The 25,266-nt window shown below is 44.9% G+C and carries 28 protein-coding genes; 11 read left to right on the forward strand and 17 right to left on the reverse strand.

Annotated elements, in window-relative coordinates; genetic code table 11:
- Positions 1-22: 22 nt before the first annotated feature.
- Positions 23-2,449, forward strand: a complete 2,427-nt coding sequence (locus AC3IRK_RS03695) for a glycogen/starch/alpha-glucan phosphorylase (RefSeq protein WP_489170416.1) — start codon at positions 23-25, stop codon at positions 2,447-2,449.
- 34 nt (positions 2,450-2,483) lie between these two features.
- Here AC3IRK_RS03695 and AC3IRK_RS03700 read toward each other — a convergent pair whose 3' ends face one another.
- On the reverse strand, positions 2,484-3,299 hold the full coding sequence (locus tag AC3IRK_RS03700; RefSeq protein ID WP_251138686.1) for a sulfurtransferase: 816 nt from the start codon (positions 3,297-3,299) through the stop codon (positions 2,484-2,486).
- A 105-nt stretch (positions 3,300-3,404) separates the two neighbouring features.
- Here AC3IRK_RS03700 and AC3IRK_RS03705 point away from each other — a divergent pair, with 105 nt between their 5' ends.
- Positions 3,405-5,141, forward strand: coding sequence for a phospho-sugar mutase (locus AC3IRK_RS03705; RefSeq protein WP_131503853.1), 1,737 nt, complete (start codon positions 3,405-3,407; stop codon positions 5,139-5,141).
- 141 nt (positions 5,142-5,282) lie between these two features.
- Positions 5,283-6,179 (forward strand): aldo/keto reductase, encoded by an 897-nt coding sequence (locus AC3IRK_RS03710; protein ID WP_165871667.1) that lies wholly within the window; start codon positions 5,283-5,285, stop codon positions 6,177-6,179.
- Between the two features lie 77 nt (positions 6,180-6,256).
- Here the strand turns inward: AC3IRK_RS03710 and AC3IRK_RS03715 are convergent, their stop codons facing one another.
- The 5 genes from AC3IRK_RS03715 to AC3IRK_RS03735 all read right to left on the reverse strand — a co-directional run bounded on the left by AC3IRK_RS03715 (position 6,257) and on the right by AC3IRK_RS03735 (position 10,221).
- Positions 6,257-6,445: a hypothetical protein gene (locus AC3IRK_RS03715; protein WP_012369580.1), complete on the reverse strand. Its 189-nt coding sequence runs from the start codon at positions 6,443-6,445 to the stop codon at positions 6,257-6,259.
- Between the two features lie 141 nt (positions 6,446-6,586).
- Positions 6,587-7,234, reverse strand: a complete 648-nt coding sequence (locus AC3IRK_RS03720) for an amino acid ABC transporter permease (RefSeq protein WP_114596516.1) — start codon at positions 7,232-7,234, stop codon at positions 6,587-6,589.
- A complete protein-coding gene (locus AC3IRK_RS03725) occupies positions 7,234-7,995 on the reverse strand; it encodes a transporter substrate-binding domain-containing protein (RefSeq protein ID WP_131973266.1) in 762 nt (253 codons plus the stop codon). Before AC3IRK_RS03725 ends, AC3IRK_RS03720 begins: the two co-directional genes overlap by 1 nt.
- Positions 7,996-8,158: 163 nt before the next feature.
- Positions 8,159-9,265: an ABC transporter ATP-binding protein gene (locus tag AC3IRK_RS03730; RefSeq protein ID WP_026829104.1), complete on the reverse strand. Its 1,107-nt coding sequence runs from the start codon at positions 9,263-9,265 to the stop codon at positions 8,159-8,161.
- Positions 9,266-9,387: 122 nt separating this feature from the next.
- On the reverse strand, positions 9,388-10,221 hold the full coding sequence (locus tag AC3IRK_RS03735) for a PucR family transcriptional regulator (RefSeq protein ID WP_188005199.1): 834 nt from the start codon (positions 10,219-10,221) through the stop codon (positions 9,388-9,390).
- Between the two features lie 70 nt (positions 10,222-10,291).
- Between AC3IRK_RS03735 and AC3IRK_RS03740 the strand changes: the two genes are divergently transcribed.
- Together AC3IRK_RS03740 and AC3IRK_RS03745 are read left to right on the forward strand one after the other, a co-directional pair.
- Entirely contained in the window at positions 10,292-11,428 is a 1,137-nt protein-coding gene (locus AC3IRK_RS03740) for a DUF445 family protein (RefSeq protein WP_131503857.1), read from the forward strand.
- Between the two features lie 20 nt (positions 11,429-11,448).
- On the forward strand, positions 11,449-11,826 hold the full coding sequence (locus AC3IRK_RS03745; RefSeq protein WP_012369586.1) for a YlbF/YmcA family competence regulator: 378 nt from the start codon (positions 11,449-11,451) through the stop codon (positions 11,824-11,826).
- A gap of 46 nt (positions 11,827-11,872) precedes the next feature.
- On the opposite strand, the gene AC3IRK_RS03750 is transcribed toward AC3IRK_RS03745, so the two are convergent.
- The 3 genes from AC3IRK_RS03750 to AC3IRK_RS03760 all read right to left on the reverse strand — a co-directional run bounded on the left by AC3IRK_RS03750 (position 11,873) and on the right by AC3IRK_RS03760 (position 14,209).
- Entirely contained in the window at positions 11,873-12,091 is a 219-nt protein-coding gene (locus tag AC3IRK_RS03750; protein ID WP_131503858.1) for a YhzD family protein, read from the reverse strand.
- Positions 12,092-12,148: 57 nt separating this feature from the next.
- Complete coding sequence (gene dinB / locus AC3IRK_RS03755) at positions 12,149-13,231, reverse strand: DNA polymerase IV (RefSeq protein ID WP_131503859.1); 1,083 nt, start codon at positions 13,229-13,231, stop codon at positions 12,149-12,151.
- A 66-nt stretch (positions 13,232-13,297) separates the two neighbouring features.
- Positions 13,298-14,209, reverse strand: coding sequence for a magnesium transporter CorA family protein (locus AC3IRK_RS03760; RefSeq protein ID WP_131503860.1), 912 nt, complete (start codon positions 14,207-14,209; stop codon positions 13,298-13,300).
- 111 nt (positions 14,210-14,320) lie between these two features.
- On the opposite strand from AC3IRK_RS03760, the gene AC3IRK_RS03765 reads away from it, so the two are divergent.
- Together AC3IRK_RS03765 and namA are read left to right on the forward strand one after the other, a co-directional pair.
- The gene (locus tag AC3IRK_RS03765) at positions 14,321-15,241 is read left to right on the forward strand and encodes an HD domain-containing protein (protein ID WP_131503861.1); all 921 of its coding nucleotides are present in this window, start codon (positions 14,321-14,323) and stop codon (positions 15,239-15,241) included.
- A 56-nt stretch (positions 15,242-15,297) separates the two neighbouring features.
- Positions 15,298-16,320: an NADPH dehydrogenase NamA gene (gene namA, locus AC3IRK_RS03770; RefSeq protein ID WP_131973264.1), complete on the forward strand. Its 1,023-nt coding sequence runs from the start codon at positions 15,298-15,300 to the stop codon at positions 16,318-16,320.
- A 63-nt stretch (positions 16,321-16,383) separates the two neighbouring features.
- Here the strand turns inward: namA and AC3IRK_RS03775 are convergent, their stop codons facing one another.
- The 4 genes from AC3IRK_RS03775 to AC3IRK_RS03790 form a co-directional block, all read right to left on the reverse strand.
- Complete coding sequence (locus AC3IRK_RS03775) at positions 16,384-17,298, reverse strand: peptidylprolyl isomerase (RefSeq protein ID WP_131503863.1); 915 nt, start codon at positions 17,296-17,298, stop codon at positions 16,384-16,386.
- Between the two features lie 269 nt (positions 17,299-17,567).
- Positions 17,568-18,137 (reverse strand): HTH-type transcriptional regulator Hpr, encoded by a 570-nt coding sequence (locus AC3IRK_RS03780; protein ID WP_012369593.1) that lies wholly within the window; start codon positions 18,135-18,137, stop codon positions 17,568-17,570.
- A gap of 84 nt (positions 18,138-18,221) precedes the next feature.
- Positions 18,222-18,563: a hypothetical protein gene (locus AC3IRK_RS03785; RefSeq protein ID WP_214765690.1), complete on the reverse strand. Its 342-nt coding sequence runs from the start codon at positions 18,561-18,563 to the stop codon at positions 18,222-18,224.
- A 123-nt stretch (positions 18,564-18,686) separates the two neighbouring features.
- The gene (locus AC3IRK_RS03790; RefSeq protein WP_131503865.1) at positions 18,687-19,112 is read right to left on the reverse strand and encodes an HIT family protein; all 426 of its coding nucleotides are present in this window, start codon (positions 19,110-19,112) and stop codon (positions 18,687-18,689) included.
- A 129-nt stretch (positions 19,113-19,241) separates the two neighbouring features.
- Between AC3IRK_RS03790 and AC3IRK_RS03795 the strand changes: the two genes are divergently transcribed.
- A complete protein-coding gene (locus AC3IRK_RS03795) occupies positions 19,242-20,312 on the forward strand; it encodes a TcaA second domain-containing protein (protein WP_489170417.1) in 1,071 nt (356 codons plus the stop codon).
- A 74-nt stretch (positions 20,313-20,386) separates the two neighbouring features.
- Here AC3IRK_RS03795 and AC3IRK_RS03800 read toward each other — a convergent pair whose 3' ends face one another.
- The 3 genes from AC3IRK_RS03800 to AC3IRK_RS03810 are packed head-to-tail and all read right to left on the reverse strand — an operon-like array spanning position 20,387 to position 21,226.
- Positions 20,387-20,638, reverse strand: a complete 252-nt coding sequence (locus tag AC3IRK_RS03800) for a GlsB/YeaQ/YmgE family stress response membrane protein (protein WP_012369597.1) — start codon at positions 20,636-20,638, stop codon at positions 20,387-20,389.
- A 33-nt stretch (positions 20,639-20,671) separates the two neighbouring features.
- Entirely contained in the window at positions 20,672-20,923 is a 252-nt protein-coding gene (locus tag AC3IRK_RS03805; protein ID WP_012369598.1) for a GlsB/YeaQ/YmgE family stress response membrane protein, read from the reverse strand.
- Positions 20,924-20,974: 51 nt separating this feature from the next.
- Entirely contained in the window at positions 20,975-21,226 is a 252-nt protein-coding gene (locus AC3IRK_RS03810) for a GlsB/YeaQ/YmgE family stress response membrane protein (protein WP_026829092.1), read from the reverse strand.
- 332 nt (positions 21,227-21,558) lie between these two features.
- Between AC3IRK_RS03810 and AC3IRK_RS03815 the strand changes: the two genes are divergently transcribed.
- Complete coding sequence (locus tag AC3IRK_RS03815) at positions 21,559-22,299, forward strand: ABC transporter ATP-binding protein (RefSeq protein WP_114596501.1); 741 nt, start codon at positions 21,559-21,561, stop codon at positions 22,297-22,299.
- The gene (locus tag AC3IRK_RS03820) at positions 22,296-23,435 is read left to right on the forward strand and encodes an ABC transporter permease (protein ID WP_489170418.1); all 1,140 of its coding nucleotides are present in this window, start codon (positions 22,296-22,298) and stop codon (positions 23,433-23,435) included. Before AC3IRK_RS03815 ends, AC3IRK_RS03820 begins: the two co-directional genes overlap by 4 nt.
- Before the next feature lie 63 nt (positions 23,436-23,498).
- Here AC3IRK_RS03820 and AC3IRK_RS03825 read toward each other — a convergent pair whose 3' ends face one another.
- A complete protein-coding gene (locus tag AC3IRK_RS03825) occupies positions 23,499-24,797 on the reverse strand; it encodes an ammonium transporter (protein WP_165871663.1) in 1,299 nt (432 codons plus the stop codon).
- A 117-nt stretch (positions 24,798-24,914) separates the two neighbouring features.
- Here AC3IRK_RS03825 and AC3IRK_RS03830 point away from each other — a divergent pair, with 117 nt between their 5' ends.
- Positions 24,915-25,217, forward strand: a complete 303-nt coding sequence (locus AC3IRK_RS03830) for a MerR family transcriptional regulator (protein WP_012369603.1) — start codon at positions 24,915-24,917, stop codon at positions 25,215-25,217.
- Positions 25,218-25,266: the final 49 nt, after the last annotated feature.

Raw genomic sequence — 25,266 nt, forward strand, 5'->3', positions numbered from 1 at the left:
TTACGGGAAATGGGGTTTTTAGATGTTCCAAGACAAAGAGAAGTTCAAGAAGAGGTTTAATGAGCGGTTTATTTCCATGCATGGTAAAGCGTTGGATGATGCAACAGAAAATGACGTTTATCAAACGTTAGCCTATATGGTACGGGAATACGTCACAACGGATTGGATGCGGACGAAAGAAGCTTACATTCATAAAAAAAGTAAACAAGTCTATTATTTTTCACTTGAATTTTTACTTGGTCGATTCCTCTACAATAACTTGTTGAGTCTCGATGTGTTAGAAGAGGTACGAAGCGGTCTTTCAGAACTCGGCTATGATTTGGCTGATTTGACGGAAGAAGAACCGGAACCGGGTCTTGGGAATGGAGGACTCGGTCGTTTAGCAGCCTGTTTCCTTGATTCACTCGCAGCACTCGGCTTACCGGGCCATGGAAACGGCATCCGCTATCAATATGGATTATTTAAGCAAAAAATCATCGACGGCTACCAAGTCGAACTTCCGGATAACTGGTTGAAGAACGGCAACATGTGGGAAATCCGTCGTTCCGACAAAGCGGTCGATATTCCGTTCGGAGGAAACGTGTGGTTGGAGGAAGTGGAAGGCGGCAAGTATCGTGTTCATCATGAACCGGCAGAAATCGTTCGTGCTGTTCCGTATGACATGCCGATCGTCGGTTATCAGAACGGCATCGTCAATAACTTACGTCTATGGAGTGCTGAATCACCGTATGACGACGATGAACTGTTAAGCCAACACCGCGGCAACTACAAAGACTTACTCAGTCACAAACAAGCCATTCAGACGATTTCTGAATTCTTATATCCGGATGATACGACATATGAAGGCAAAGTCTTACGTCTGAAGCAGCAGTATTTCTTCGTCTCGGCAGGACTCCGGAGTATCTTATTGTCACATAAAAAACGAAACACATCGCTGAAGCATTTAGGAAATCAAATTGCGATTCATATCAACGATACGCATCCGGTCGTTGCGATTCCTGAATTGATGCGGATTTTGATTGATGAAGAGGAATATTCTTGGGAGGAATCATGGCGGATTACGAAAAGTGTCATGTCCTTTACAAACCATACATTGCTTTCGGAAGCTTTGGAACGCTGGCCGGTTGATCTGTTCCGCAATCTATTGCCGCGCATTTATCTAATCGTCGAAGAAATCAACCGTCGATTCTGTAAGGATGTCCTTGATAATTATCCACATCTGGAAGCGAATATGCGTGAAATTGCCATTATTGCGGACGGGATGATCAACATGGCGAACTTAGCCGTCGTCGGTACCCACTCGACGAACGGTGTAGCCCAAATCCATACGGAAATCCTCAAGCAACGCGAAATGCGTTTGTTTTATGAGATGTTCCCGCTTCGCTTCAATAATAAAACGAACGGAATCACACATCGACGCTGGTTCCTGTTATCGAATCCGGCACTTGCAAATCGTGTAACGGAAGCAATCGGGGACAGTTGGATCAATCATCCGTCTGATTTACAAAAACTGACGAAATTCGCAGAGGATACCACGCTTCAACAGGATATCCAGGCAATCAAGTTGGCGAGTAAAAAAGAATTGGCAGAGTTGATTGAGAATGAGACGGGAATCGTTGTAGATCCACATTCGATTTTTGATGTGCAAGTCAAACGGCTTCATGCGTATAAACGACAATTACTTAACGCGCTTCATATTCATTCGTTGTACTACCGTCTAAAAGAAGATCAATCGTTCCAAATGACGCCACGGACCTTTATTTTTGGGGCAAAGGCGGCCCCGGGCTATCATTATGCCAAAGAAGTCATCCGTTATATCAATTCTTTAGCGAAACTGATTAACTCGGATCCGGATGTCAGCCCTTATATGAAAGTCGTATTCCTTGAGAATTATCGTGTCTCGCTTGCAGAAAAGATTTTCCCGGCAAGTGATGTCAGTGAACAAATTTCGACAGCGAGCTATGAGGCGTCAGGAACGGGAAACATGAAATTCATGATGAACGGCGCCTTGACGATCGGGACACTGGACGGTGCGAACATTGAGATTCGCGATGAGGTGGAAGATCCAAACATCTTCATTTTTGGACTGACCCCACAAGAAGTCATGAACTATAAAAAATATGGCGGCTACAGTGCGTACGATCAATACAGTGCACAACCTGAACTTCGTCGCGTAATCGACGGACTTGTGGACGGATCGCTTTTCCCGACAGGTGAGTTCCAGGCAATTTATGATTCACTGTTGACGTACAATGATGAATACTTGATTTTAAAAGATTTCTTATCGTACCAACAAGCACAGGAAAGAATCGGGCGTGCCTATCAGGACACTGAAAAATGGTACAAGATGGTCATCATGAATATCGGGAAATCGGGCGTCTTCTCGAGCGACCGGACCATTAAAGAATATGCCAATGCCATTTGGAACATCAAACAGGTACAAATCTAAAAAAAGTCCGATGGAAATCGGACTTTCGTGTACGTTATCGTGCGACTTCATCCGTTTGGCTGATCCAGTCGCTGTACGATCCTGCATAGAGCCGGACATCGGTTTTCCCTAAAGCGTGCAAGGCAAGGACATTGACGCAAGCGGTCACGCCGCTGCCGCAATAAAGAATTGGAGATTCCGCTTCGAGCAGATCAGCGTACAATTCCTTCAAATCTTCCGCATCTTTCAAGCGGCGGTCTGGTGAGATTGCCTTTTCGAAGAAGCAATTCACGGCCCCCGGAATGTGACCGGCGACGGGATCAATCGTTTCGTTTTGACCATGGAATCGATCCGGTGACCGGGAATCCACGAGATAGGTTTCTGCCGGACGATTTTTAACCTCTTCATATTGAATCAGCATGTCGTCTTTAAAGTCGGCTTGATAAGTTGATTTTTTTAAAACAGTTGATTCCGTACTCATGGGGAAGTCAAATGCGAGATAAGATGACAGTCCGCCTTCAAGGACGACGACACGTTCATGCCCGGCCCATTTAAAGAGCCACCAGGCACGTGCTGCGTAAGGGAAGCCATCATCATAAAGGACGATGAAATCATCGCGCTGGACCCCGAGTGACTCCAACGTGTGGATCCATTGCTCCTTTGAAGGCAGTGGATGGCGTCCGCCCGTTTCGGAACGTGGTCCTGATAAATCAGTAGATAAATCTAAATACTGTGCGCCCGCGACATGGCTTTCCCTAAACGCATCACGACCATAATCGGGTTGCTGCAAATCATAGCGACAATCAAACCAGCGAATCTGATCCGTATGGACAAGTTGTTGCAAGTCAGTCATTTGAATGGTTGGAAACATGAACATCACCTTGACCCTTTCTAAAGTAATCATATGAAAGGTACCGTTTTATCGCAAGTCGTAACAAATATCTCGTACAAACAAACTTAAAGGAGTGGACACTACATGTCATGGAAAGAGACGTATCAAAAATGGAATCAGTTTGCAGGATTAGAAACTGAACTAAAAGAAGAAATGACGGCGCTTGCGGCAGACGACAAAGCAGCCGAAGAAGCCTTTTACAAAGAGTTGGAATTCGGGACAGGCGGTATGCGTGGTGAGATCGGTGTCGGGACGAACCGGATGAATGTCTACACGGTGCGTAAAGCCTCACAAGGGTTTGCTGACTTTATCAAGGCAGAAGGAGCGGAAGCAGTCGCGCAGGGAATCGTCATCGCACATGACTCCCGTCATTACTCTCCGGAGTTTGCATTAGAAGCAGCGAAGACGCTTGCCAGTAACGGGATTAAAGCGTACTTGTTCGACGGACTCCGTCCAACACCTGAATTGTCATTTGCCGTGCGCGAACTCCGGGCAGCAGGCGGAATCGTCATTACGGCGAGTCACAATCCACCGGAATATAACGGCTACAAAGTCTACGGGAATGATGGTGGACAGTTGCCGCCAAAAGAAGCGGATGATCTTGTCTCTTACGTCGATCAAGTCGAGGACGAACTTTTAATCGAGCTTGAAGCGGAAGAAATCTTGCGCGCGAACGGATTGATTGTTCGTGTCGGAGAACAGCTGGATGACGCGTACCAGGAACAATTAAAAACAATTCGTGTGTTACCGACGATTCAGGACGAGTTGACAGCACCTTTAAAGATTGTCTTTACTCCGCTTCACGGGACAGGCCTTGTACCGGTCACGGTAGGATTAAAGAATTATGGTTTTGAGCATGTAACGGTCGTCGAAGAACAAGCGAAACCGGATGGCGCCTTCCCGACAGTATCTTCTCCGAATCCGGAAGAGCATGCGGCATTTAAGTTGGCTATCGAGTACGGAGATCGTGTCGATGCGGATGTGTTGCTTGCGACAGACCCGGATGCCGACCGTGTCGGTGTTGCGACACGTGATGCGGATGGAGAATGGGTCGTCCTCACGGGAAACCAGACAGGTGCGTTACTGCTTGATTACATCTTGTCTCAAAAAGCGGCACAAGGCACATTACCGAAAAATGGTTTTGTCGCGAAAACGATTGTCACATCGGAACTTGGTGCTTTGATTGCAAGACATTACGACTTGCATGTTGAGAATACGTTAACAGGATTTAAATTCATCGGTGAAAAAATCAAACAATACAATGAATCCGGAGAATATGAATATCTGTTTGGTTATGAAGAAAGTTATGGCTACCTGATTGGAGATTTCTGCCGTGACAAGGATGCCGTCCAGGCCTGCCTGCTTGCTGCTGAGATGACAGCGTATCACAAGAAAGAAGGACGGACGCTCTATGAGGCGTTACAAGCCATCTATGAACAGTTCGGTTACTTTGAAGAGTCACTTCGTTCATTGACACTAAAAGGGAAAGACGGTGTAGCACAAATCGGCCGGATCATGGATACATTCCGTGAGCATCCGCCAAAACAAGTGGCCGGTGAAAAAGTCGTCTTATTTGAAGACTATGATGCAAGCATTTCGCATGATTTGGTACAGCATACACCATCACCGATTAACCTTCCAAAATCAAATGTCTTGAAATTTACGTTAGAAGACGGTTCGTGGTTCTGCCTTCGCCCATCCGGGACTGAACCGAAAATTAAATTCTATTTCAGTGTGACATCACCCGATGCTGCAGAGACAACACGTAAACGTCAGATGATTGAAGATGAAGTCATGCAAGAAGTGGAACAGATTCAGTAAGGCCTGCGTTCCAATTAAAAACCGGTAAAGAGGAAACTCTTGCCGGTTTTTTTTATGAGAGGGCGTAACTCGTGCAACCGTTACCAATTTCATGTAAAGTGAACGATGAAGCATCATATAGAGATAGGGAGATGAGTAATGATGGAACGGATACAGTTAACAGAAGATCTTTCATTTTCAAGGGTCATACATGGTTTATGGCGATTAAACGAATGGGAAATGACTGCAGAGCAGCGTCTTGAACTGATTGAACAATGTTTGGCTCTCGGCATCACAACATTCGACCACGCCGACATCTACGGCGATTATACGAACGAAGGGTTGTTCGGTGAAGCACTGGCTCTCAAACCTGAACTCCGCGAACGGATGGAAATCGTCACAAAAACAGGAATCAAGATGAAGGGAAACTACTTCTCGGATCAAAAACTATCATTTTATGATACAACAAAAGAACATATCATTGAACACGCGACACGTTCATTAAAGGAACTGGGTGTCGACTACATTGATACGTTATTAATCCATCGTCCGGATCCATTGATGGATCCTAACGAAATTGCAGAAGCCTTCGTTGAGCTGAAAGAGTCAGGAAAAGTCCGGACGTTTGGTTTGTCAAACCATACACCGGCACAGCAAAGTCTGATTCAATCACGACTGCCGTTCATGCTCGTCACAAATCAGCTTGAACTGTCTGTTGCAGAACTGAAGCACTTCGAAGACGGTTCTGTTGATCTATGCCACGAAAATGAAATGCCGCTCATGGCGTGGAGTCCACTAGCTGGAGGGCGATTATTCAAAGATGAGCAGTTTGCGCCGCTTCGCGACAAGCTCGAGGAAATCGGACATGACATCGGTGCAGAAGCAATCGATGAAGTAGCCTATGCTTGGTTGCTCAAACATCCGGCACGGATCATGCCAATCGTCGGTTCTGGAAAAATTGACCGCATTGAATCAGCTGTTCGGGCGACCCGACTCGAACTGTCACGTGAACAGTGGTTTGAAATCTTAAAAGCTTCCCGTGGACGGGATGTCGATTGAAAAATAGCCTTCGGGCTATTTTTTTTACAAAAAAAGTCCCATCTCAAGGGGGAGTTGAGATGGGAGTATCTATAGGGTTATGCTTCGAGGCGAAGCATTTCCTGACGATATTTATCTAAACGTTCTTTGCTGGCTGTAACAGCTGCTTGATCATGGACCTGGATAGCATCGAAGAGCGTACTGAGCTCATAATCGATTTCGAGGCGTAGCACTGGAATCCGCTGCTCTGCATCTTGTCTACGGAAAGCTTCAATTACTTGTTTCATCTCGGCCACGCTCCTTTTAAAGTTATCAGATAATTCTGATTTTTATTAGTATACTTGATTATTCCCGTGTTGGCTAGTATTAAACCTGAAAAAGATTAAAAAAAACACTTGGAATGTGTAACGATTCCAAGTGTACTTATTCTATTCCGGAATACTGAATCGGGCTTCAAGACGATGTTGCACCGCTTGAATTAATGTCGACATGATCCAATAAATCGCAGCTGAGAACAGTAACAACGGCATGACGAGATAGGTTGTTGCTGAAATCTGATCCGATACATACGTCAGTTCTTCAACGGCTACAATTGTCCCGAGTGAAGTCGATTTGATAATATCAATAACCGAGTTCGACAGGGGAGGAATGGCACGTGAAAGAGCTTGTGGGAGGATAACATCCTTAAACGTCTTCCGGCGTGGAATTCCGAGTGAATCCGCAGCTTCCCATTGTCCGCGATCAACAGACGAAATCGCTGCCCGGAACGATTCCGAGATGTAGGCCGAGAAGTGAAGTGACAGGCCAAATGCTAGCGCTTGGAAGCCGGTCAGTTGAAGGACGACGAGACCATTGTATAAAATCAGAATTTGCAGTAACAGTGGCGTTCCTCGGAAAAATGAAACATACAATCTTGCGAAGCCGCTTAAGACGGCAAAACGACTATCCCGCATGACGGCAAGAATCAGACCAAGAAAAAGCGCAAAGACGATGGCAAATCCACTTGCAAGAAGTGTAGTGCCAATCGCCTTTCCGTAAACGTCCGCATTATCGCGGACGATTGTAAACAATTCCATCACTTACTGATGTCCTCGTTAAAGTATTTTTTCCCAAGATCTGCGAGTGTGCCGTCTTTTTGCATCTCTGCGAGTGCTTTGTTGAAGTCCTCTGCATACTTGCTGTTTTTCGCCATCATCAGACCTGATTCGTTTTTGTCAAACGTCTCACCGACGGCTTTTACTTTGTATCCTGCTTTTTTAAGCTCTGTCAGGACAAACAGACGGTCGTTCATCGCAGCGTCGACACGACCTGCTTCAAGGTCTTTTAAGACTTGGTTTGCACCTTTGTAGTACTTGACTTTCGCACCGGCTTTTTCCGCTGTTTTCGCGTAGAGTGAACCTTGTGTCGAACCGACTGTTTTTCCTTTTAAGTCGTCAAGCGTCTTGATGTCATTTGTTTTGTTGTTAACGATGATTGTTGAACCGGAAACTGTATAGGCATCAGAGAACGCATATTTTTCTTTCCGCTCATCTGTGATTCCCATTTGGTTTGCGATGACGTCGATCCGTTTTGAATCAAGTGCCGGGATCAATCCTTTAAAGTCCATCGCTTTGTACTCGACTTTATAGCCGGCACGTTTTGCGACTTCATTCATGACATCGATATCATAACCTGTCAGTTTGCCTTTTTCTTTATACGTAAATGGTGGGTATGTTGCTTCTGTTCCGACCGTTACGATTTTTTCGTCTTTGTTTGCTTCTTCGTTAGAAGCGCCGCACGCCGCTAACACCCCCGCTGTTGATAGTGCTGCTACTGCTAGCTTTAGTCCGTGTTTCATAGCGCTCTCTCCTTTTAATGAATAAATGATTTCAATTCCTAGTTTTCGAATAGGATTAATTTAAGACTACAAGCAGTATCATACAAAGTTACAGGAACGTCTGTCAATAAAAAAGACTGCCCACGAATGGACAGCCTGACTGCGGTTACTGAACTCTTAAAGATTAACGGATTGTTGCTTCTGTTGCTGCATCGAAGAAATGCGCTTTTGTCATGTCGAAGAAGAGGTCTAAATCTGAACCCATCTCGACGTGTGAACGCGAGTCGACACGTGCTGTGAACGCTTGGTTACCGACTTTTGAATAGAGGTAAGACTCGGCTCCCATGAGCTCAGATACTTCAATGTGTGCCGGGAAACGGTGAGCTGTCTGTGTATCTTGATAGATCAACTCAGCATGAATATCTTCCGGACGGATTCCGAGAACAAGATCTTTACTTGTGTAGCCACGTTCGCGGAGGACTTTCATCTTACCTTCAGGAACTTCAAATTTCTCTTCTGTACCTGTGACATGGAAGAGACCGTCTTCCGCGAGTTTACCTGTCAGGAAGTTCATTGACGGCGAACCGATGAAACCAGCAACGAACATGTTATCCGGGTGGTCGTATACTTCTTTTGGTGTTCCGACTTGTTGAATGAGTCCGGCTTTCATGATGACGATCCGAGTCGCAAGGGTCATCGCTTCCGTCTGATCGTGCGTCACATAAATCGTCGTCGTTTCAAGACGTTTGTGCAACTGGATGATTTCCTTACGCATCTGAACACGTAGTTTAGCATCCAAGTTCGAGAGCGGCTCATCCATCAGGAAGACTTTCGCATCACGGACGATGGCACGGCCGATTGCGACACGCTGACGTTGTCCACCAGAGAGGGCTTTCGGTTTACGCTCCAAATATTCTTCGAGTCCGAGAATACGTGCTGCATTGTCGACACGCTGTTTGATTTCGTCTTTCGGGAACTTCCGAAGTTTCAGACCAAATGCCATGTTGTCATATACGTTCATATGTGGATAAAGGGCATAGTTTTGGAAGACCATTGCGATATCGCGATCTTTAGGTGCTACATCATTCATTCGTTTTCCATCGATGACGAAATCTCCGCCTGAAATTTCTTCGAGACCGGCAATCATCCGTAATGTCGTCGATTTACCGCAACCTGATGGTCCGACGAAAACGATGAATTCTTTATCTTTAATATGAAGGTTAAAATCATCCACTGCTTTTGCTGTTCCTGAATAAACTTTATCAATATGCTCAAGACGAATATCTGCCATGTGTACATCCTCCTGTAAATTAAGTAATCGGTTACTATAACGCTTACAAGACTTAGTATAGGAGAACTGGTACGAAAATCATATGGACAACATGCCTGAATGTAAACGTTATCATTTGGTCACTATGCTACAAGAAGAAGCGTATAAAGAAACATCGCACCCTCGAACGACCGGATATCGATTTCCGTCTGTTCCGTGAGCCGGTCGAGCCGGTACTGAAGACTGTTTCGATGTAAAAAGAGATGTTTAGCCGTCAGTGAAACATTCAAGTTGGCGCGGCAAAAGGCATCAATCGTCTCGCGTGATTCGCGTTCGAGCGGTGTGATGAACCGTTCGATCAAGTCATCGCGGATATCTGTCGACAGTAACGTCAACCGCATCAGGGCAGGCAGGAACCGTTCAATGTGTAATAAGGGAAGTTCACGTAAAGCAGCCTGCTCTAACCGGAATTGAGCTGCCAGGTCTCCGGATTGGCGTTGTTGGCCGATCAAGACCTTGCCGTCCATCAGAAAATCAGACTGGAGAGCTGTAAAAAAATCATGTAAATCATTTTCTGTGACAGACTCTTCCCGTTCAATGACGACAAGACGATTGGATGTTAACGGGATGATCCAACTCGACGGATGAAAAAAAGAAGTCAGCAGTTGTTGCAAATCTTCGCCGGTCCGGACGTCAAGTTGTTCAAATAAGAAATGAATCATCCGAAACGGGTCTGCTTCTTCACTGTGCTGTTGTTCCAACCGATGACGCCACGTGACAATCTGATCGGAATCAGACGTAACGACCCGTTCTGCAATCAGGTCGAGTAAGTCGAGTTCACGAGGGGTAAGAATCATATTTTCAATCCCGAAACGAAGTCCATCGGCTAACTGATATACGGTATACTTATCGGTACAGTACACGGTAGGATCGGTGGAGAGATGATCCTTAAATAAGACGGTTAATTGATGTAACATACGAGGCGCCTCCCTAAAAAGTTCTACTAAGACTTTACCACAATACCAAAATCGGAAGGAACGAGGATCTATGCAAGTAGAAGTTGATTTGGTCATAAAGATGATTGGAATGATCATCATTGGAGCATTGATTGGAGCAATCACTAATCATCTTGCAATCCGGATGTTATTTCGTCCGCTTGAAGCAAAGTATATCGGCAAGTACCGCATTCCATTTACACCGGGTTTAATTCCAAAACGTCGTGACGAACTAGCGGCGAATCTCGGACGAACAGTCGTCAAACATTTATTGACTCCGGAAGGAATCAGCAAGCGGCTTCAGCAACCGGTCGTATATGAAGCCATTACCCGGATGATTCAGCAGGAGTTACAGAAGTGGACGCGCTCGACGAAAACGATTCGCGAAATTGCTGAACGATTTGTCACGAATCCGGAAGGTAAGTTACAACATCAAATGGAACAGCGGATTGATCAGGAACTAGCAACGATGGCTGTTTCGATTAAAACAGCACGTTTAACAGAAGTCATCGGGGATGGCGGAACGACAAAAATCAAGGCAGCGGTTCCCGGGATTGTTGAAGCATTACTTCACCAGACCGAACAGTACTTTGACAGTCCTGCCGGAAGAATGAAACTGGAAGAAACAGTCGCTCAGTTCATTCAAAGTAAATTAGGCGGAGGCATGTTCGGGATGTTGCTGGCTAATGTCAATCTCGTGGAAATGATTCAACCGGAACTCAAACGGGTAATACAAGGAAAGTCGACACACCAGTTCATCAGTGAAATGGTCGAACAAGAAATCAGTGTGTTACTAGAGCGGCCGGTTGAAGAACTGCTTGGAGCGGAGACGGAACGACAAATCATCGAGCGGATGAAATCAGAGATCTTAACGCGTATTCCATTGACGAAATTATGGGATACGCAATTATATCAACTACTGCAACCGCTTGAAGCCCGGATCAGTCAAGAAATGGTTCCGATGCTTTCTAAACAAGTGGTAGTCCGTCTAGTCGAACAAGTCGAACGAATCATGGCGACACTTGATCTCGAAACGATTGTTCGGGAGGAAGTCGATTTACTCGATACCGCGTATCTGGAAGAAATCGTCTTGTCGATTTCAAGAAGAGAATTCCGGGCTATCACTTGGCTTGGAGGACTATTAGGTGGTTTAATTGGAATGATACAAGCGATACTTCTTATCGTTTAACAAAATTGGAGGGTTCAAAGATGTCTGAAACAAACTTATACGATCATGCTTACACGCTAGAACGTGCACTACGCGAAACATCAGAATACACGACACTGAAGGATTTGTACGCGCAAGTCAATGCGGATCCAATGTCAAATGAGCTATTCGCTTCATTCCGCAACGTGCAACTTGAGTTACAACAAAAACAAATGCAAGGTGAAGAAATCACACCTGAGGATATGGCATCGGCACAAGCGAAGATGCTGGAAGTCCAAAACAATCCATTGATTGGTCAACTGATGCAGGAAGAACAACGTATGCACACGATGTTGACGGAAGTGACACAGATTATCATGAAGCCACTCGAAGAACTATACGCACCGATGATGGAACAAAATCAAGACGACGTTCAGTAACATCATGAGAAAGCCTCGCTTCCGTTTCATCGGAACGAGGCTTTTTTTATAATGTTTTTTCCGTTGGAACCAGGCGTGGGAGGTAAGCCCGTTCAAAATGAATCAGTTGTCCGGCGCGGGTCACACGTGCCCCGCGGTGCTCCAAGTCTGCTTCTTTCAGGCGGCGGATACCTTCTTGACGTGCCTCAGAATCGGAGGGAGCGTCAAAGGTATCATCCAGTAACGTTTGTCCTCGATCTGAAAATGCGGTAATCGTATAAAGCATGGCTGATTCCTCCTTATCCGAAATGACTAACTTAAGTGTAATGAATAGATATTCATTTTACAAGTAGGAATCAATGTCTTGCCACGTTAACTGTTTGGAGAGGGGTGGGGTTTCAAGATGACTGACGCTCATACCAATCAGGCGGATCGGACCTTTAAATTCAATTTCATTAAACAGTTTGGTCGTCACCCGGAGTAACGTTTCTTCATCAGCCGTTTCTTCTAAAAACGTATAACGTTTAGAACGCGACTGGAAATCTTCAGTCTTCCATTTAATCGTGACGGTCCGGCAGACCAGTTCTTTTTGGTTCAGTGTTTTGACGACGGACAGTGCTTCGCGTTTTAGCGTTTCGAAAATGGTATCGATATCTTCTGTATCTTCTTCGAAGGTACTTTCAGAGCCGATGGATTTCCGTTCCCGGTGCGGACGGACCATTCGCTCGTCTTGACCGTGCGCCATCGTATACAGTTCGGTTCCCCGGTCCCGACCGAGCAATCCCCGCAGTTCAGCTATCGGCGATTGTTGAATATCTGCGACCGTTTGGAAACCATGTTTCTGAAGTGTTTGCTCCGTGACTTTTCCGACTCCGTGTAAATCCCCGATCTTTAATCCGGATAAAAAAGGTAAAACATCATCCGGAGGCAACACGGTTAATCCGTTTGGCTTTTGATGGCCGGAAGCAATTTTAGCGACAAGCTTTGAGTTTGATACGCCGGCGGAAGCAGTCAAACCTGTCCGTCGTTTGATTTCAGCCAGGATGTACTGGGCAATATGCGTCGCACTTGTCATCTGCAGGTTGTTTTCTGTGACGTCCAGATAGGCCTCATCTAACGACAGCGGTTCGACAAGAGGTGTGATCTCAAGAAACAACTCCATGATTTGGGCACTGACCGCACGGTACACTTCAAAACGGGGACGCAGAAAAACGGCCCGCGGACAGAGCTGAAACGCTCGCCGTGACGGCATCGCACTGTGAATGCCGTATTTGCGTGCTTCATACGAACAGGTCGCAACGACACCCCGCGCATGAGGAGGACCACCGACGATGACAGGAACACCTTTTAAATGTGGTCGATCGCGCTGTTCGACAGAAGCATAAAACGCGTCCATGTCGACATGAATGATTTTTCGTCCCATCATCGTCTCCTCCTTTCTTTCAATCCGTTAATTCGTTACACTTAGTATAACGAACTTATGTTCTGTTATCTATTTTTTTAGTCGCGATTTTTTATTCGGCATCCGGACGAGCGCTCCTAACCAGCCGCGGCGTTTCATCCAATAAAAGATTCCGCCGGTCGTAAGGAAAATCAAAAAGAGGGCACTGGCATATCCGTATTTCCAGTCAAGTTCGGGCATGTTTTTAAAATTCATTCCCCAAATCGCACCGAGCGCCATCATCGGTGTGGCGACGGCTGTGAAAATCGTCAAAGCTTTCATGATTTCATTTCCTCTGAAGTTCGAAACGGTTGTCGACAGATCGAGCAATACTTCAATATCTTTTTGATAGTGTTCAATCAGCATCAACAGACGTTGCACCCGTTTTTCAGCCAGTTGGTAAGGTAAAGCCTCCGTATACGTATTTTGCCGAACGAAAGCTTCGGGACCTGCTAAAACAAGCTCACGGAACGGGACGACCAAGTCGGACCAGTTTTCGATGGTATCGCGTAAGCCAAAAATGCTATCAAGCGAATTTTCGTCGATGCTTCCCCGAAGCTCATCTTGTCTCAAAAACAGTTCGGTTTCAAAAGCATCGATTCCCGGGAAATAGGTATTCATTTGAAGTGATAACAGGGCATAAAAAGCTTCGAAGGGGGTCGTAGTCTCGAACGGTTCAATTAAGGAAACCGTATGTTCCGATAAGCCGATTGTAATCAGTTCCGTAGGTGAAAGATAATAACAGATGGAGCGGCGGTCACTTTTATCAGCCGGATTTTGCCAGGTTACGATGGAGCCGTACAATAAATCGAGTTCGACACGTGTAAAGTTCATATCTTTTGTCGAGAGTTGATTCAGCCAGTCCAACTTAAAGGCATCGGTTGGTGTTTCAGAATGAAAGTATTCTTCAAATTCAGCAAGTGTTAAAAAACGATGCCATGTAAAGAGTGAGTCGGATTCCATGTTTTGAGCTCCTATATAGTAGAATGGTAGAGTGACGTCTGACAGTCAGAGAACTATGTAACAGTTCCAAATCAAAATGAGTCTAGATAAATAAAAAGGATGTGTTGTGAAATGAAAGGTATCGGTCAGTTAGCAGTTGGAGAAATGCTCGATCAACGGGTCATGATCAAGCAGGCATTAAAAGGAATTGCTGCAAACGGAAAACCTTATCTGACATTGATTTTAGCAGATAAAACGGGAGAAATTGAAACAAAGATGTGGGATACGAGTGATCTTGAAAAATATGCACCGAAGTTTATCGTCCACGCGGCAGGTGAAGTGATGGATTACCGAGGACGAACACAATTGAAACTGAAGCAAATTACTGTCCTGGACGATACGAATGTGGAAGACTACATTCAATCGGCTCCTCTTCCGCGGGAACAGATTGAAACGGAAGTACTTGGCTTCATCGAATCGATGCAACATGCCGAGATGAAGAAGCTGGTCAAGCATCTGGTCATCAAGGACTTCGATGCGTATTTCACACATCCAGCCGCAGTCAAAAACCACCATGCATTTTATTCCGGTTTATCGTATCATGTCCTGTCGATGCTAAAACTGGCTGACCAAATTGCCCGTCTTTATCCTACGTTAAATCGTGATTTGTTGATTGCAGGTGTCGTCCTGCATGACTACGCAAAAATCAAGGAGCTGTCTGATCCTGTGACACCGGAATACACGCTTCCCGGAAAGCTTGTCGGACATATCTCATTAATGGTCGCAGAACTGGAAAAAGTCGGGGCGGAGTTACACATCGATGCAGAAGTATTGACGGTCTTACAACATTTAGTCCTGAGTCACCATGGCCGTCCGGAGTGGGGATCGGCTGTCGCACCACAGATGCGTGAAGCCGAAGTATTATTTTTGATTGATAATCTGGATGCGCGAATGACGATGATGGACCGTTTGCTTGAGTATGTCGAGCCCGGACAATTTTCTGAACGGTCATTTGCGTTAGATAATCGATCGTTTTATCGTCCCAAGCTATGAAGAGATGACTTGAAGTGATTCAAAAGAATTTGAAATTGATCAGAGGAGTGAACTTCATGAAAACCAAACTGTTCGAAGCAATCCAAATCGGGGGACTGTCCTTCCGGAATCGTGTCATCATGGCACCAATGTGTATGTATAGTGCGAAAGACGATGGCCTTGTAACCGATTGGCATGTCACACACTATGCCTCACGTGCTGTTGGGGGCGTTGGAGGTGTCATCTTAGAGGCAACGGCTGTCACACCGGACGGACGAATCTCAGCAGGTGATCTAGGTGTTTGGTCGGATGAACATATCGACGGACTTCGTCGCATTGCAGATCAAGTGAAAGCGGCGGGGGCAAAAGCAGGCATTCAGCTGGCGCACGCCGGGCGGAAAAGTACGACGGCTAAACCGCCTGTCGCACCATCAGCAATCGGATTTGATGATTCATACGACCATCCGCATGAACTGACTGTGGAGGAAATCGATGTCATCAAACAACAATTCGTCGAGGCGGCACTTCGTGTCGAACAAGCGGGTTATGATTTCATCGAATTACATGGAGCGCACGGCTATTTGATTAATACATTCTTATCCCCGTTGTCGAATAAACGCCAAGATCAATACGGTGGATCAATGGAAAATCGGATGCGCTTTTTGCTTGAAATCATTGATGAAGTTCAAGCAAAAACCAACTTGTCATTATGGGTCCGGATTTCAGCAGCAGACCATGCAACAGGCGGGATGACGGCGACGGATTATATTCCGTTAGCCGAGGAACTGTTAAAACGAAAGATCGATTTGCTCGATTGCAGTTCTGGAGCGGTTGTTGCCAATGCAGTTCCGGATGTGTATCCCGGCTATCAAGTGCCGTATGCAGCTGAAATCAAACAAGCCACTGGAATCAAGACAGGAGCCGTCGGTCTGATTACGACGGCGACGCTTGCAGAAGAAATCATTCGCAGTGAACGGGCGGATGTCATCCTGCTTGCCCGTGAACTTTTGCGTCAACCGTACTGGGTCTACCATGCGGCAGCAGAACTCAAAGACGAGGTCAGTTTACCGAAACAATATGAACGGGCTCCGATTCGTTAATAGGAATAAAAGCATAACCAAAAAAATCCCTGCCTTCCATGATGGAAGCAGGGATTTTTACGCTTATTGTTGTTGCTGTTGCATCTGTTGTTGCATTTGTTGTTGTTCTTGCTTATCGAGGTCAAACGCATCCTTGAAGTCTTTGTTCTCGATTTTAACGTCGTACTTCTTCATCAATGAACGGTAGATGTCGTTTGGATTGACTTGAGCTGCTTTTTCTTCAGCTAATGCCTTTTTGATTCGATCGGATTCTTTTTCGAGCGTAAAGTCTTTTTTCTCTTTACGGTCTGTTACTTTAATGATGTGATATCCGAATTGTGTTTTGATCGGGTCAGAAATTTTACCTTCAACGCCATCCTTGAACGCATAATTTTCGAATTCCTCGACCATTTTACCTTTTGTGAAGTATCCAAGATCTCCACCTTTTGTTGCGCTACCAGTATCCGTTGATTTAGCTTTAGCGATTTTAGCAAAATCGCCGCCTTCATCAAGTTGTTTCTTGATTGCTTTTGCATCTGCTTCTTTTTCAACAAGAATGTGGCTCGCTTTTACTTCCACTTTTTCCTGATTGAAACGCTCTTCGATTTCTTTATCCGTAACTTTTGATTTTGCTGATTTTGCTTCTGTTAAGAGCATTTGTGTCCGAAGCACTTTTTCGAATTCTTTTTCGCTTTTAATACCGGCTGTTTGAAGTGTCGTATTGAACTGTTCTTTATCTGGGAACTGATCTTTTGTTTTCTTGACTTCAGCTTCTACTTCTTTATCTGTTACTTTTTTACCGTATTCTTTTTCAAGCAGTTTGTTCATCGTTTGTTGGAAAGCAATTTGTGCGCCTGCTTTTTGGTACGCCTCGTCTTGGACGTCCGCTTTATTGACTTCTCCACCTTTGTAGTTGATGACAGCTTCGTCATTTGAACCACATGCTGCTAATGTGAATACACTTGCCACTGCTGCTACACTTAAAAGTTTCTTTTTCATACATACACCCCTAATTTACCATTTATTTCAACCGTTCTATCATATCATATCTTCGTTATCTTGACAGCTTTCCGCAAAATCGAAAGTGATTTGCTCTTACACCATGCTATCACATCAAGTACAGGAGGGGAGGACTATTTTTGTGGGAAATTGTGAGGCATCGCAACGTTTTGAGACAGAACGGTAAAGGGAACGTTACTTTCAAAAGACAGAAAAAACGTCCTAGGCCTCAAGGCTTAGAACGTTAACTCGAAGAATTCATGCAAAGGTCATGCTTTTTTGATCGAGTCGATCACCGGGTCTTGTGGACGCCGGTCTGCTTCTTCTGTAATCATTTTTGATGTCTCGGCAAAAATGTCCATGAAGCTGTCGCCGTAAAGACGGCGAACGATTGCTGATATGTCTGTCAGCTCTGGGAATTTACCGTAAAGTTCCTGGAGTGGTAACGAAGCACGGAAAACACCGTTCTCTTCTGGGCGGAATGCTTGAATCGTCTCAAGTAACAGACTTTCGCCTTCCGGGGTCAGTTGGACGTAGGTATTTCGTTTATCCGTCTCTTTTTTTGAAAACGTCAAAAGTCCACGGTCTTCTAATTTTTTAGAGAAGTTGAATGCAGTCGAGACGTGCATCACACCGTATTTGGCGATTTCAGAAATCGAGGCACCACCCAGTGCATGGGAAATCCATAAAATATGGTGTTCATTAATATTTAAATCAAAGGGTTTGATCCAATTTTGCCAATCTTTTTCTACCGTTTTCCATAGTGCTTTGCTCAATTGGACAATTTTATGACTGTATAACAGTGCTTCTTGTCCAGGATATAATTTTTCGTGTTCCATATCTGACTCATCCTTTCGAAAGGTGACAATGGCTCAAACGCGCAAAATGCAAACTATACAAAAACAAATCGAAGCAGCGGACCGTTATTGTTGGGGAGTAAGATGATCGACGTCTTGTTTTGCCTCATCAGCAAATTTCTGAAGACGTGCGAGTGATTCTTGAACCTCTGACTGATACTGGGAGACATCTTTTGTAACTTCCTCTTTAAAAGTCGTACCAGAAAGTTTGGCTGTCTCTATTAGATTCTTTCCCTCTTGCGTCAAATCCTGCACGTTCGTTACGATTGTAGAATAAGAATTTCGACGTTGTTTACCATTCGAAGAGTCACTTTTAGTACCTTGGCGAAGCGCCTTCAAACCGTAAAAAGTCACAAGCGACAGCGTAGCACCAAAAGCGACCCAGTTACGATGGGGACGCTTCGACATAGTTTTACCTCCTTTTGATATTAAAATATTTGTTTCGTATTATTTTACCGAAAATTCGATATTAGAAACCTATTTCGGCAATATTTCTAAAATGAGTCAGTAATTGAACGGTTTTGGGTACCGTCAGAGACGATTTTTAATGGATTCGGCGATTGTTGCCAATTCTTCAGCCGTATACTCTTCATTGTGCACTTCCCATTTCGCACCAAAGCCATCGTGTTTGTCGTGGCGCGGAATGAGATGGAGATGGAAGTGAGAAACAGATTGTCCGGCAACTTTCCCGGTGTTCGATAAAAGGTTCATTCCGGCAGCGCCTGTTTCCTGTTGTAAAGCACGACTGATTTCCGGAATGGTTGCAAAAACAGCCTGTGCACTTTCTGCGGATAAATCGTAGACGTTATCAGCGTGCTGTTTTGGAATGACAAGCGTATGACCTTTCGTTACTTGTGATAAATCGAGAAAAGCCAAAACTTCTTCATTTTCAAAAACTTTATGGCTTGGGATCTCATGGTTGGCAATCTTACAGAAAATACAGTTTTCTTTTTGCAATGGACTCACTCCTTCAGATGGATATAGCTTCAGTATACTCGACTGAATCGGTCTTGCGGGCAATTGACAAGGATATGAAGGGTTTCTAAACTAAAGGAAATCCTAAAAAAGAAGGTAGGGGAAACGAAGATGCCGTCTCGCATCACTGTATATGAAAAAAAGAAAAGACGAAATCAGCGAATCGGACTCATCGTGGGAATTATTGTACTCGCTGGTCTGATTGCTTGGATTGGATGGAGTCAAATCAAACCGGCTGCCGAACGGCAACAGACAGATCAAGTGTTTCAAAAAACGGTACAGGAACAAGACGGGGAAACGTTTCAACAATTAGTGTATCTCAACAACAAACCGTTAAAGCTTGCGGAAACAAATCAGCTCATGAAATGGTTTAAGGCAGACCCGGAACGGCTTGAACGAACTGTAGCCGAAATTAAATCTGATCAAAACAATTATCCGAAAGAAACAAAACGAACTAAGCAACAAGATTTATTTTCATTAAAAAAACAGCCGGGACGATTTTGGTTCGACACGTACACTTTGCATTTGAATAAACAGACATTGGAAGTGAAGGTTGATACGGAAACGGCGTCCATTTCAATCGATGATGCGCCAGCAGGTAATGCGGATCAAGAGGCTCCCTTAACCATTAAACGTTTTCCGGGCGAGTATGAGGTGTCAGCCCGCGTGGAAGCGAACGGAAAGACGGGACAGGCGACTGAGACCGTTCAAATAGGAGATCAGAGAACGACAACGGTTGTCTTTAAACTGGCACAACAGATTGCACCGGATAAGAAGGAACAATACGGTGTCGATATCGAGAAGCTGCTCGAAGCGGAAGTGAAGGCAAGAACCGGTAAGACGGTCGAACAGATGACGGATTATATCGGCCGAAGCCAATCCGAAGTAGAAAAATCATTTGGCCCTCCGACAAACCAGATGGCCAACAAAACGATATATGACGGATTTGAAATGGTGTATGAGAATCATGAAGTCAAAAGTATCTTAATTGATTTGAATAAAACAACGTCTGAGCTCGAAGCAGTCGCCGGCAAGCCGGAATCTAAATCGACGGAATCAGTCGGGACGGTCTGGAAATACCCATCAAGCTTTTTTGACGATTTGTTAGGGTGGTTGAATATCAAGTCAGAAAAACGTGTCATTGAACGATCAGGTAAAATGTGGCTGGAGTTACGTAACTAAAAAAAATCCGCAGATCAAACAAAAAAACCACTAGAGACATGACGTCTTTAGTGGTTTTTTTGCAGTAAATCAGATTATCGTTTGTTGACCGCACGAAGGATGAACGAAACGATTAAGATTAAGATAATTGCACCAAGGATAGCTGGTACGATTGCGAAACCGGCAACTGACGGTCCCCAACTTCCGAAAAGAGCTTGTCCGATCATTGAACCGACAAAACCTGCGATGATGTTACCGATAACTCCACCTGGTACATCTTTACCGAGAATAAGACTTGCTAACCAACCAATAATACCACCAACGATTAAAGCCCATAAGAATCCCATTTAAAACACTCCTTTTAGTTTTAGTAGTTTAAATTATTTACGACGTACTGAACGGAGAATCAACGATACGATGAAGATTAAGATGATTGCACCAAGAATAGCTGGAATGATTGCAAATCCGCCGATAGTAGGTCCCATTGAACCGAAAATAGCTTGTCCGATCATTGAACCAACAAAACCTGCGATAATGTTACCAATGATGCCGCCCGGTACATCTTTACCAATAATTAGACTAGCGATCCAACCGATTAATCCACCGACGATTAAAGCCCATAAGAATCCCATTTAAAAACACTCCTTCAATAAAATTTACATACTAATCATTATTTCAATAAATCATTTACGACGTACTGAACGAAGAATCAATGACACGATGAAGATTAAGATGATAGCACCTAAGATAGCTGGAATAATAGCGAAACCAGCGATATCTGGTCCCATTGTACCGAAGATTGCTTGACCGATCATTGCTCCGACAAAACCAGCAACGATGTTACCGATGATACCACCTGGTACGTCTTTTCCGATGATTAGACTAGCTACCCAACCGATTAATCCACCGACGATTAAAGCCCATAAGAATCCCATTTGGAACCCTCCTTTTCTTACTTTAGATTTACCTGTTTTCAGGCAGTTGTAAACACATTGAAAGATAAAAGCATTTAAAATAATCATTTCAACCAGCGAGGTAAAAACGTTAAAATTAAAATGGCTAGACGATTATACCAGTTACTTCTTAGAGAAACTCGTATTTAAAATGCTACTTTCAATTTTTGTAAGTCGTTTTCATATATTGATGTAACGATTACACTTAGAGTAATTACCGTAAAAAGATGTATTCAAACCTTTTCTTAATAAAAAAATGACTCAAACTAGAAAAGTGAGATTGAATTGTCTAGGATGGTTAATGAAGGGAGTCGATGAGAGTGTTGTTAAAAATAAATGAGTTATCAGGAGGATATGGAGCAAAAAAAGTCCTCCATGATATCAATATATCGGTAAACCAAGGAGAACTGGTCGGCTTAATCGGTCTGAACGGTGCCGGAAAATCAACGACGATTAAACATATCCTCGGTTTGTTGCCGGTCAAGTCAGGAGAAATCTTGATCAACGGTGTCAGTTTAGAACAGGATGAACAAACATACCGGAAACAAGTCGCCTACATTCCAGAGCAACCGATGTTGTATGAACAATTGACTTTACGTGAACATTTGCGCTTGATGGCGCAAGGATATGCAGTTGAGGAAAAAAAAGCTCAGGAACGAATCGATCATTATGCAACCCGGCTTCGAATGACTAAACAGTTAGAGTGGTTTCCGAGTGTTTTTTCCAAAGGGATGAAACAAAAAGCAATGATTCTCTGCGCTTTGGTGACGGGCAGTGAGTTGTTGATCGTCGATGAACCGTTCGTCGGACTGGATCCGCTCGCCATTCGTGAATTGTTAACGATTTTCAGTGAATTAAAAGCAGATGGGAAAGGAATCCTGATGTCGACGCATATCCTGGAGACGGCAGAACGTCATTGCAATCGGTTCATCTTACTGCATGAAGGGCGAATCGCTGCAGAAGGAACAACCGGAGAACTTCGAGACCGGTACGATTTGAAGGACGGCTCCCTTGATGATATCTATGTCGCGGCCATCGAGGAGGCCGAACGATGACAAGTTCCGTTTTATGGAGTACACGATACCAGGCTGCTATGGCGGAAATGACAAAATATACCCGGTATATGGCGAACGGCGGGTTGCTGTTTACCGTCTATTTCGTCGTCTTGTACGGCCTTGTCGTGTACGGACGATTTTTAGATCAACTGGATCCGTCATTCCCCGGAAATCTGGTCATGGGAAGTCTGTTCATCTTCTTAGCCTTTTATCGCTCGACACGAACCTTTTTAACCGAAGCGGACCAAGTCTTTTTGCTTCCGAGTCTGCCACATCTTACCGGTTACATGAAGCGGGTTCGAACCTATAATGCTCTATTTGGCATGATCCGGGCAGTCATCCCGTTTCTCGCTGTCGCAGTCTTATACGTTCGGACAGAAGAAACTTCACCGATCGGATTGTTCAGTTTGTTTGCAGCCCTAAGCATGATTGGTGCCGCAGCTAACTTATCGAAACTCGAAGGGGTCGGTCATCGAATAGTCCTCTTATATGCAACCGGTGCCGGCGTTCTCGTCATGCTGGGAATGGGTTCATTCAGCATCGTGGTGACGAGTTTGTTATTGCTGACACTTCATTTGAAAAAACAGGATCAGTTACCGTTGATGGACTGGATTGCACTGGAACAGGAATCACGTGACCGTTTTTACCGCATCGCAAACTGGTTTGTCGATGTCCCACGATTGTCGACGACATATAAGCGCCGACGTCTCCTAAGTCTTTTGGTAGAAAAAATCGGGTTTGACCGTAACCGGACATTTGACTATCTGTACATGAAACAATTCATTCGAAGCACGGACGGGATCGGTTTGATTGTTCGTTTGACCTTAATCGGAGCCGTCTTTATGTGGCTTGGAAAAGACAATGAATGGTTAGTCGTTCTTGCTGTACCAGCCTTCAACGGACTGACGAGCTTTCAATTGGCTCCGTTTACACGGGCGATCGACTCGCATCTGTTGACCCGCTTACTGCCGTTTGGAGATGCGACGGCTTCAAAACGGAAAGTTCTTCGGATTATGTCGTTTTTACAAGTGTTGATTTTGACATTGATCGGGTATCTGATCAGCGGTTTTCCGACCGTCGTCGCAGGTGCTGTTTTGGCACTCGTTGTTGCTGAATATTACGCCAGAAAAAAATAACTGTAGTATCAAAGAAAAAATCCCCCTCTGCCATTACGGCAAAGGGGGATTTGAGGATACCGCTCAATTGACTTTTTCGGTCGATTCTTCCTGTTCATACTCAGGATGCAACTCTTTGTTGACCGGTGCAGGAAGGTCGTAAGAAGCCTGTCCGTGCTCGGCAACATCGAGTCCACGCAGTTCGTCTTCCCGTGTGATCCGGAGACCGATGGTTACGTCGAGCAACTTGAGGAAGGCATAACTTAAGACACTGACTACGACGACTGCGAAGACGACACCAAGGGCTTGAACCCCAAGTTGTGTAAATCCACCGCCGTAAAACAGTCCGGCTTGTCCAATTCCTGTGATTTCAACCAGTCTCGGCGAAGCGAAGAATCCGGTAGCGAGTGTGCCCCAAATTCCGGCCACACCGTGAACAGAGAAAGCACACAATGGATCATCGACACGACGGGCAAGCAGGATGCTTGTTCCGTACGTGATGACTCCGGCCAGGAAGCCAATGACGACGGCTCCCCAGGGCTCGACGAAGGCACAAGCCGCAGTGATGGCAACAAGGGCGGCTAAGACACCGTTGATGATCGACGGGATATCTGCGACCCGGCGGTGCCAAAAGGAAATGGCGAGCGCACCAAGAGCACCAGCAGCTGTCGCAAGTAATGTCGTCAAGGCGACATAGCTGAAGAATCCGTCAGCGATCGTTAACGTCGAACCGGCATTGAATCCAAACCAACATAACCAAAGAATGAAAGCCCCGACGACGGAGTAGATGACGTTATGACCGAGTAAAGGTGTTTGTTCCGCACCAATCCGTTTTTTCAGGATCAGAGCAGCGACGAGAGCGGCAATCCCACCTTGTAAGTGGACGACGGTCGAACCGGCAAAATCCTGCATTCCGAGAGAACCAAGGAAGCCGCCGGCCCAAACCGAACGGGCGATGATCGGATAGATGATGGCGACGAAGAACGTCCCGAACAACAAGTAGACGGATAGTTTTGCCCGTTCCGCAAAACCACCCCAAGCGATCGCGAGGGATACGGCGACAAATGACAGTTGGAAGAGGAACTTGACATCGATTGTTACATTTGACCAGTCAAGGCTTGAAAACCCTCCTTGAAGGAAGAATCCTTCTGTTCCGATTAAACCTGGACCATCTCCGAACGTCAGTCCGAAGCCGATCGCCCAAAAGGCAAGGGCGGCAACGGAGAAGCTGATTAATTGTTTAACCGCGACATGCCCGGCATTTTTAGCCCGCAACATTCCTGTTTCGAGTAATAAAAATCCAATCTGCATTGTAAAGACGAGTAAGGTAGCGAATAAGACATAAAACGTATCAACCGAAACTAACATTTCTTCTAAATTCATCATCGTTCCTCCTTTATCAATTTAAAGTATGTGTTTACTTTAGACGGAAATCCTTTCCAAGAAACGTCTTGTGTCAGAAAATCTGACATGGTATTTTGAAGGAAAGGAGTGACGAAGATGAATTACCGGGAGAAGAAGGTGATGACGATTGGGATTGTCTGCGAATTAACCGGTTTGTCGGAACGTCAAATTCGTTACTATGAAGAACGGAAATTGATTTTTCCAGAGCGGACGAACGGAAAAACACGAAAGTACTCGTTTACAGACATTGAACGATTGGTAGAAGTTGCGGAAAAGATCGAAGACGGATGGCGGACACACGAAATCCGTGAAAAAGAACGGAAAGTAACGGAACAACAACGTTCGGATTTGATCCGTGGACAGTTGAATGCTGCTTTCGGACTCTATAAGAAACGGTGAACATTTGATGAACGGGTAACAGAACTGTAATTTTGTAAACGATTTATTG

The organism is Exiguobacterium sp. GL_137 (genome assembly GCF_057834585.1).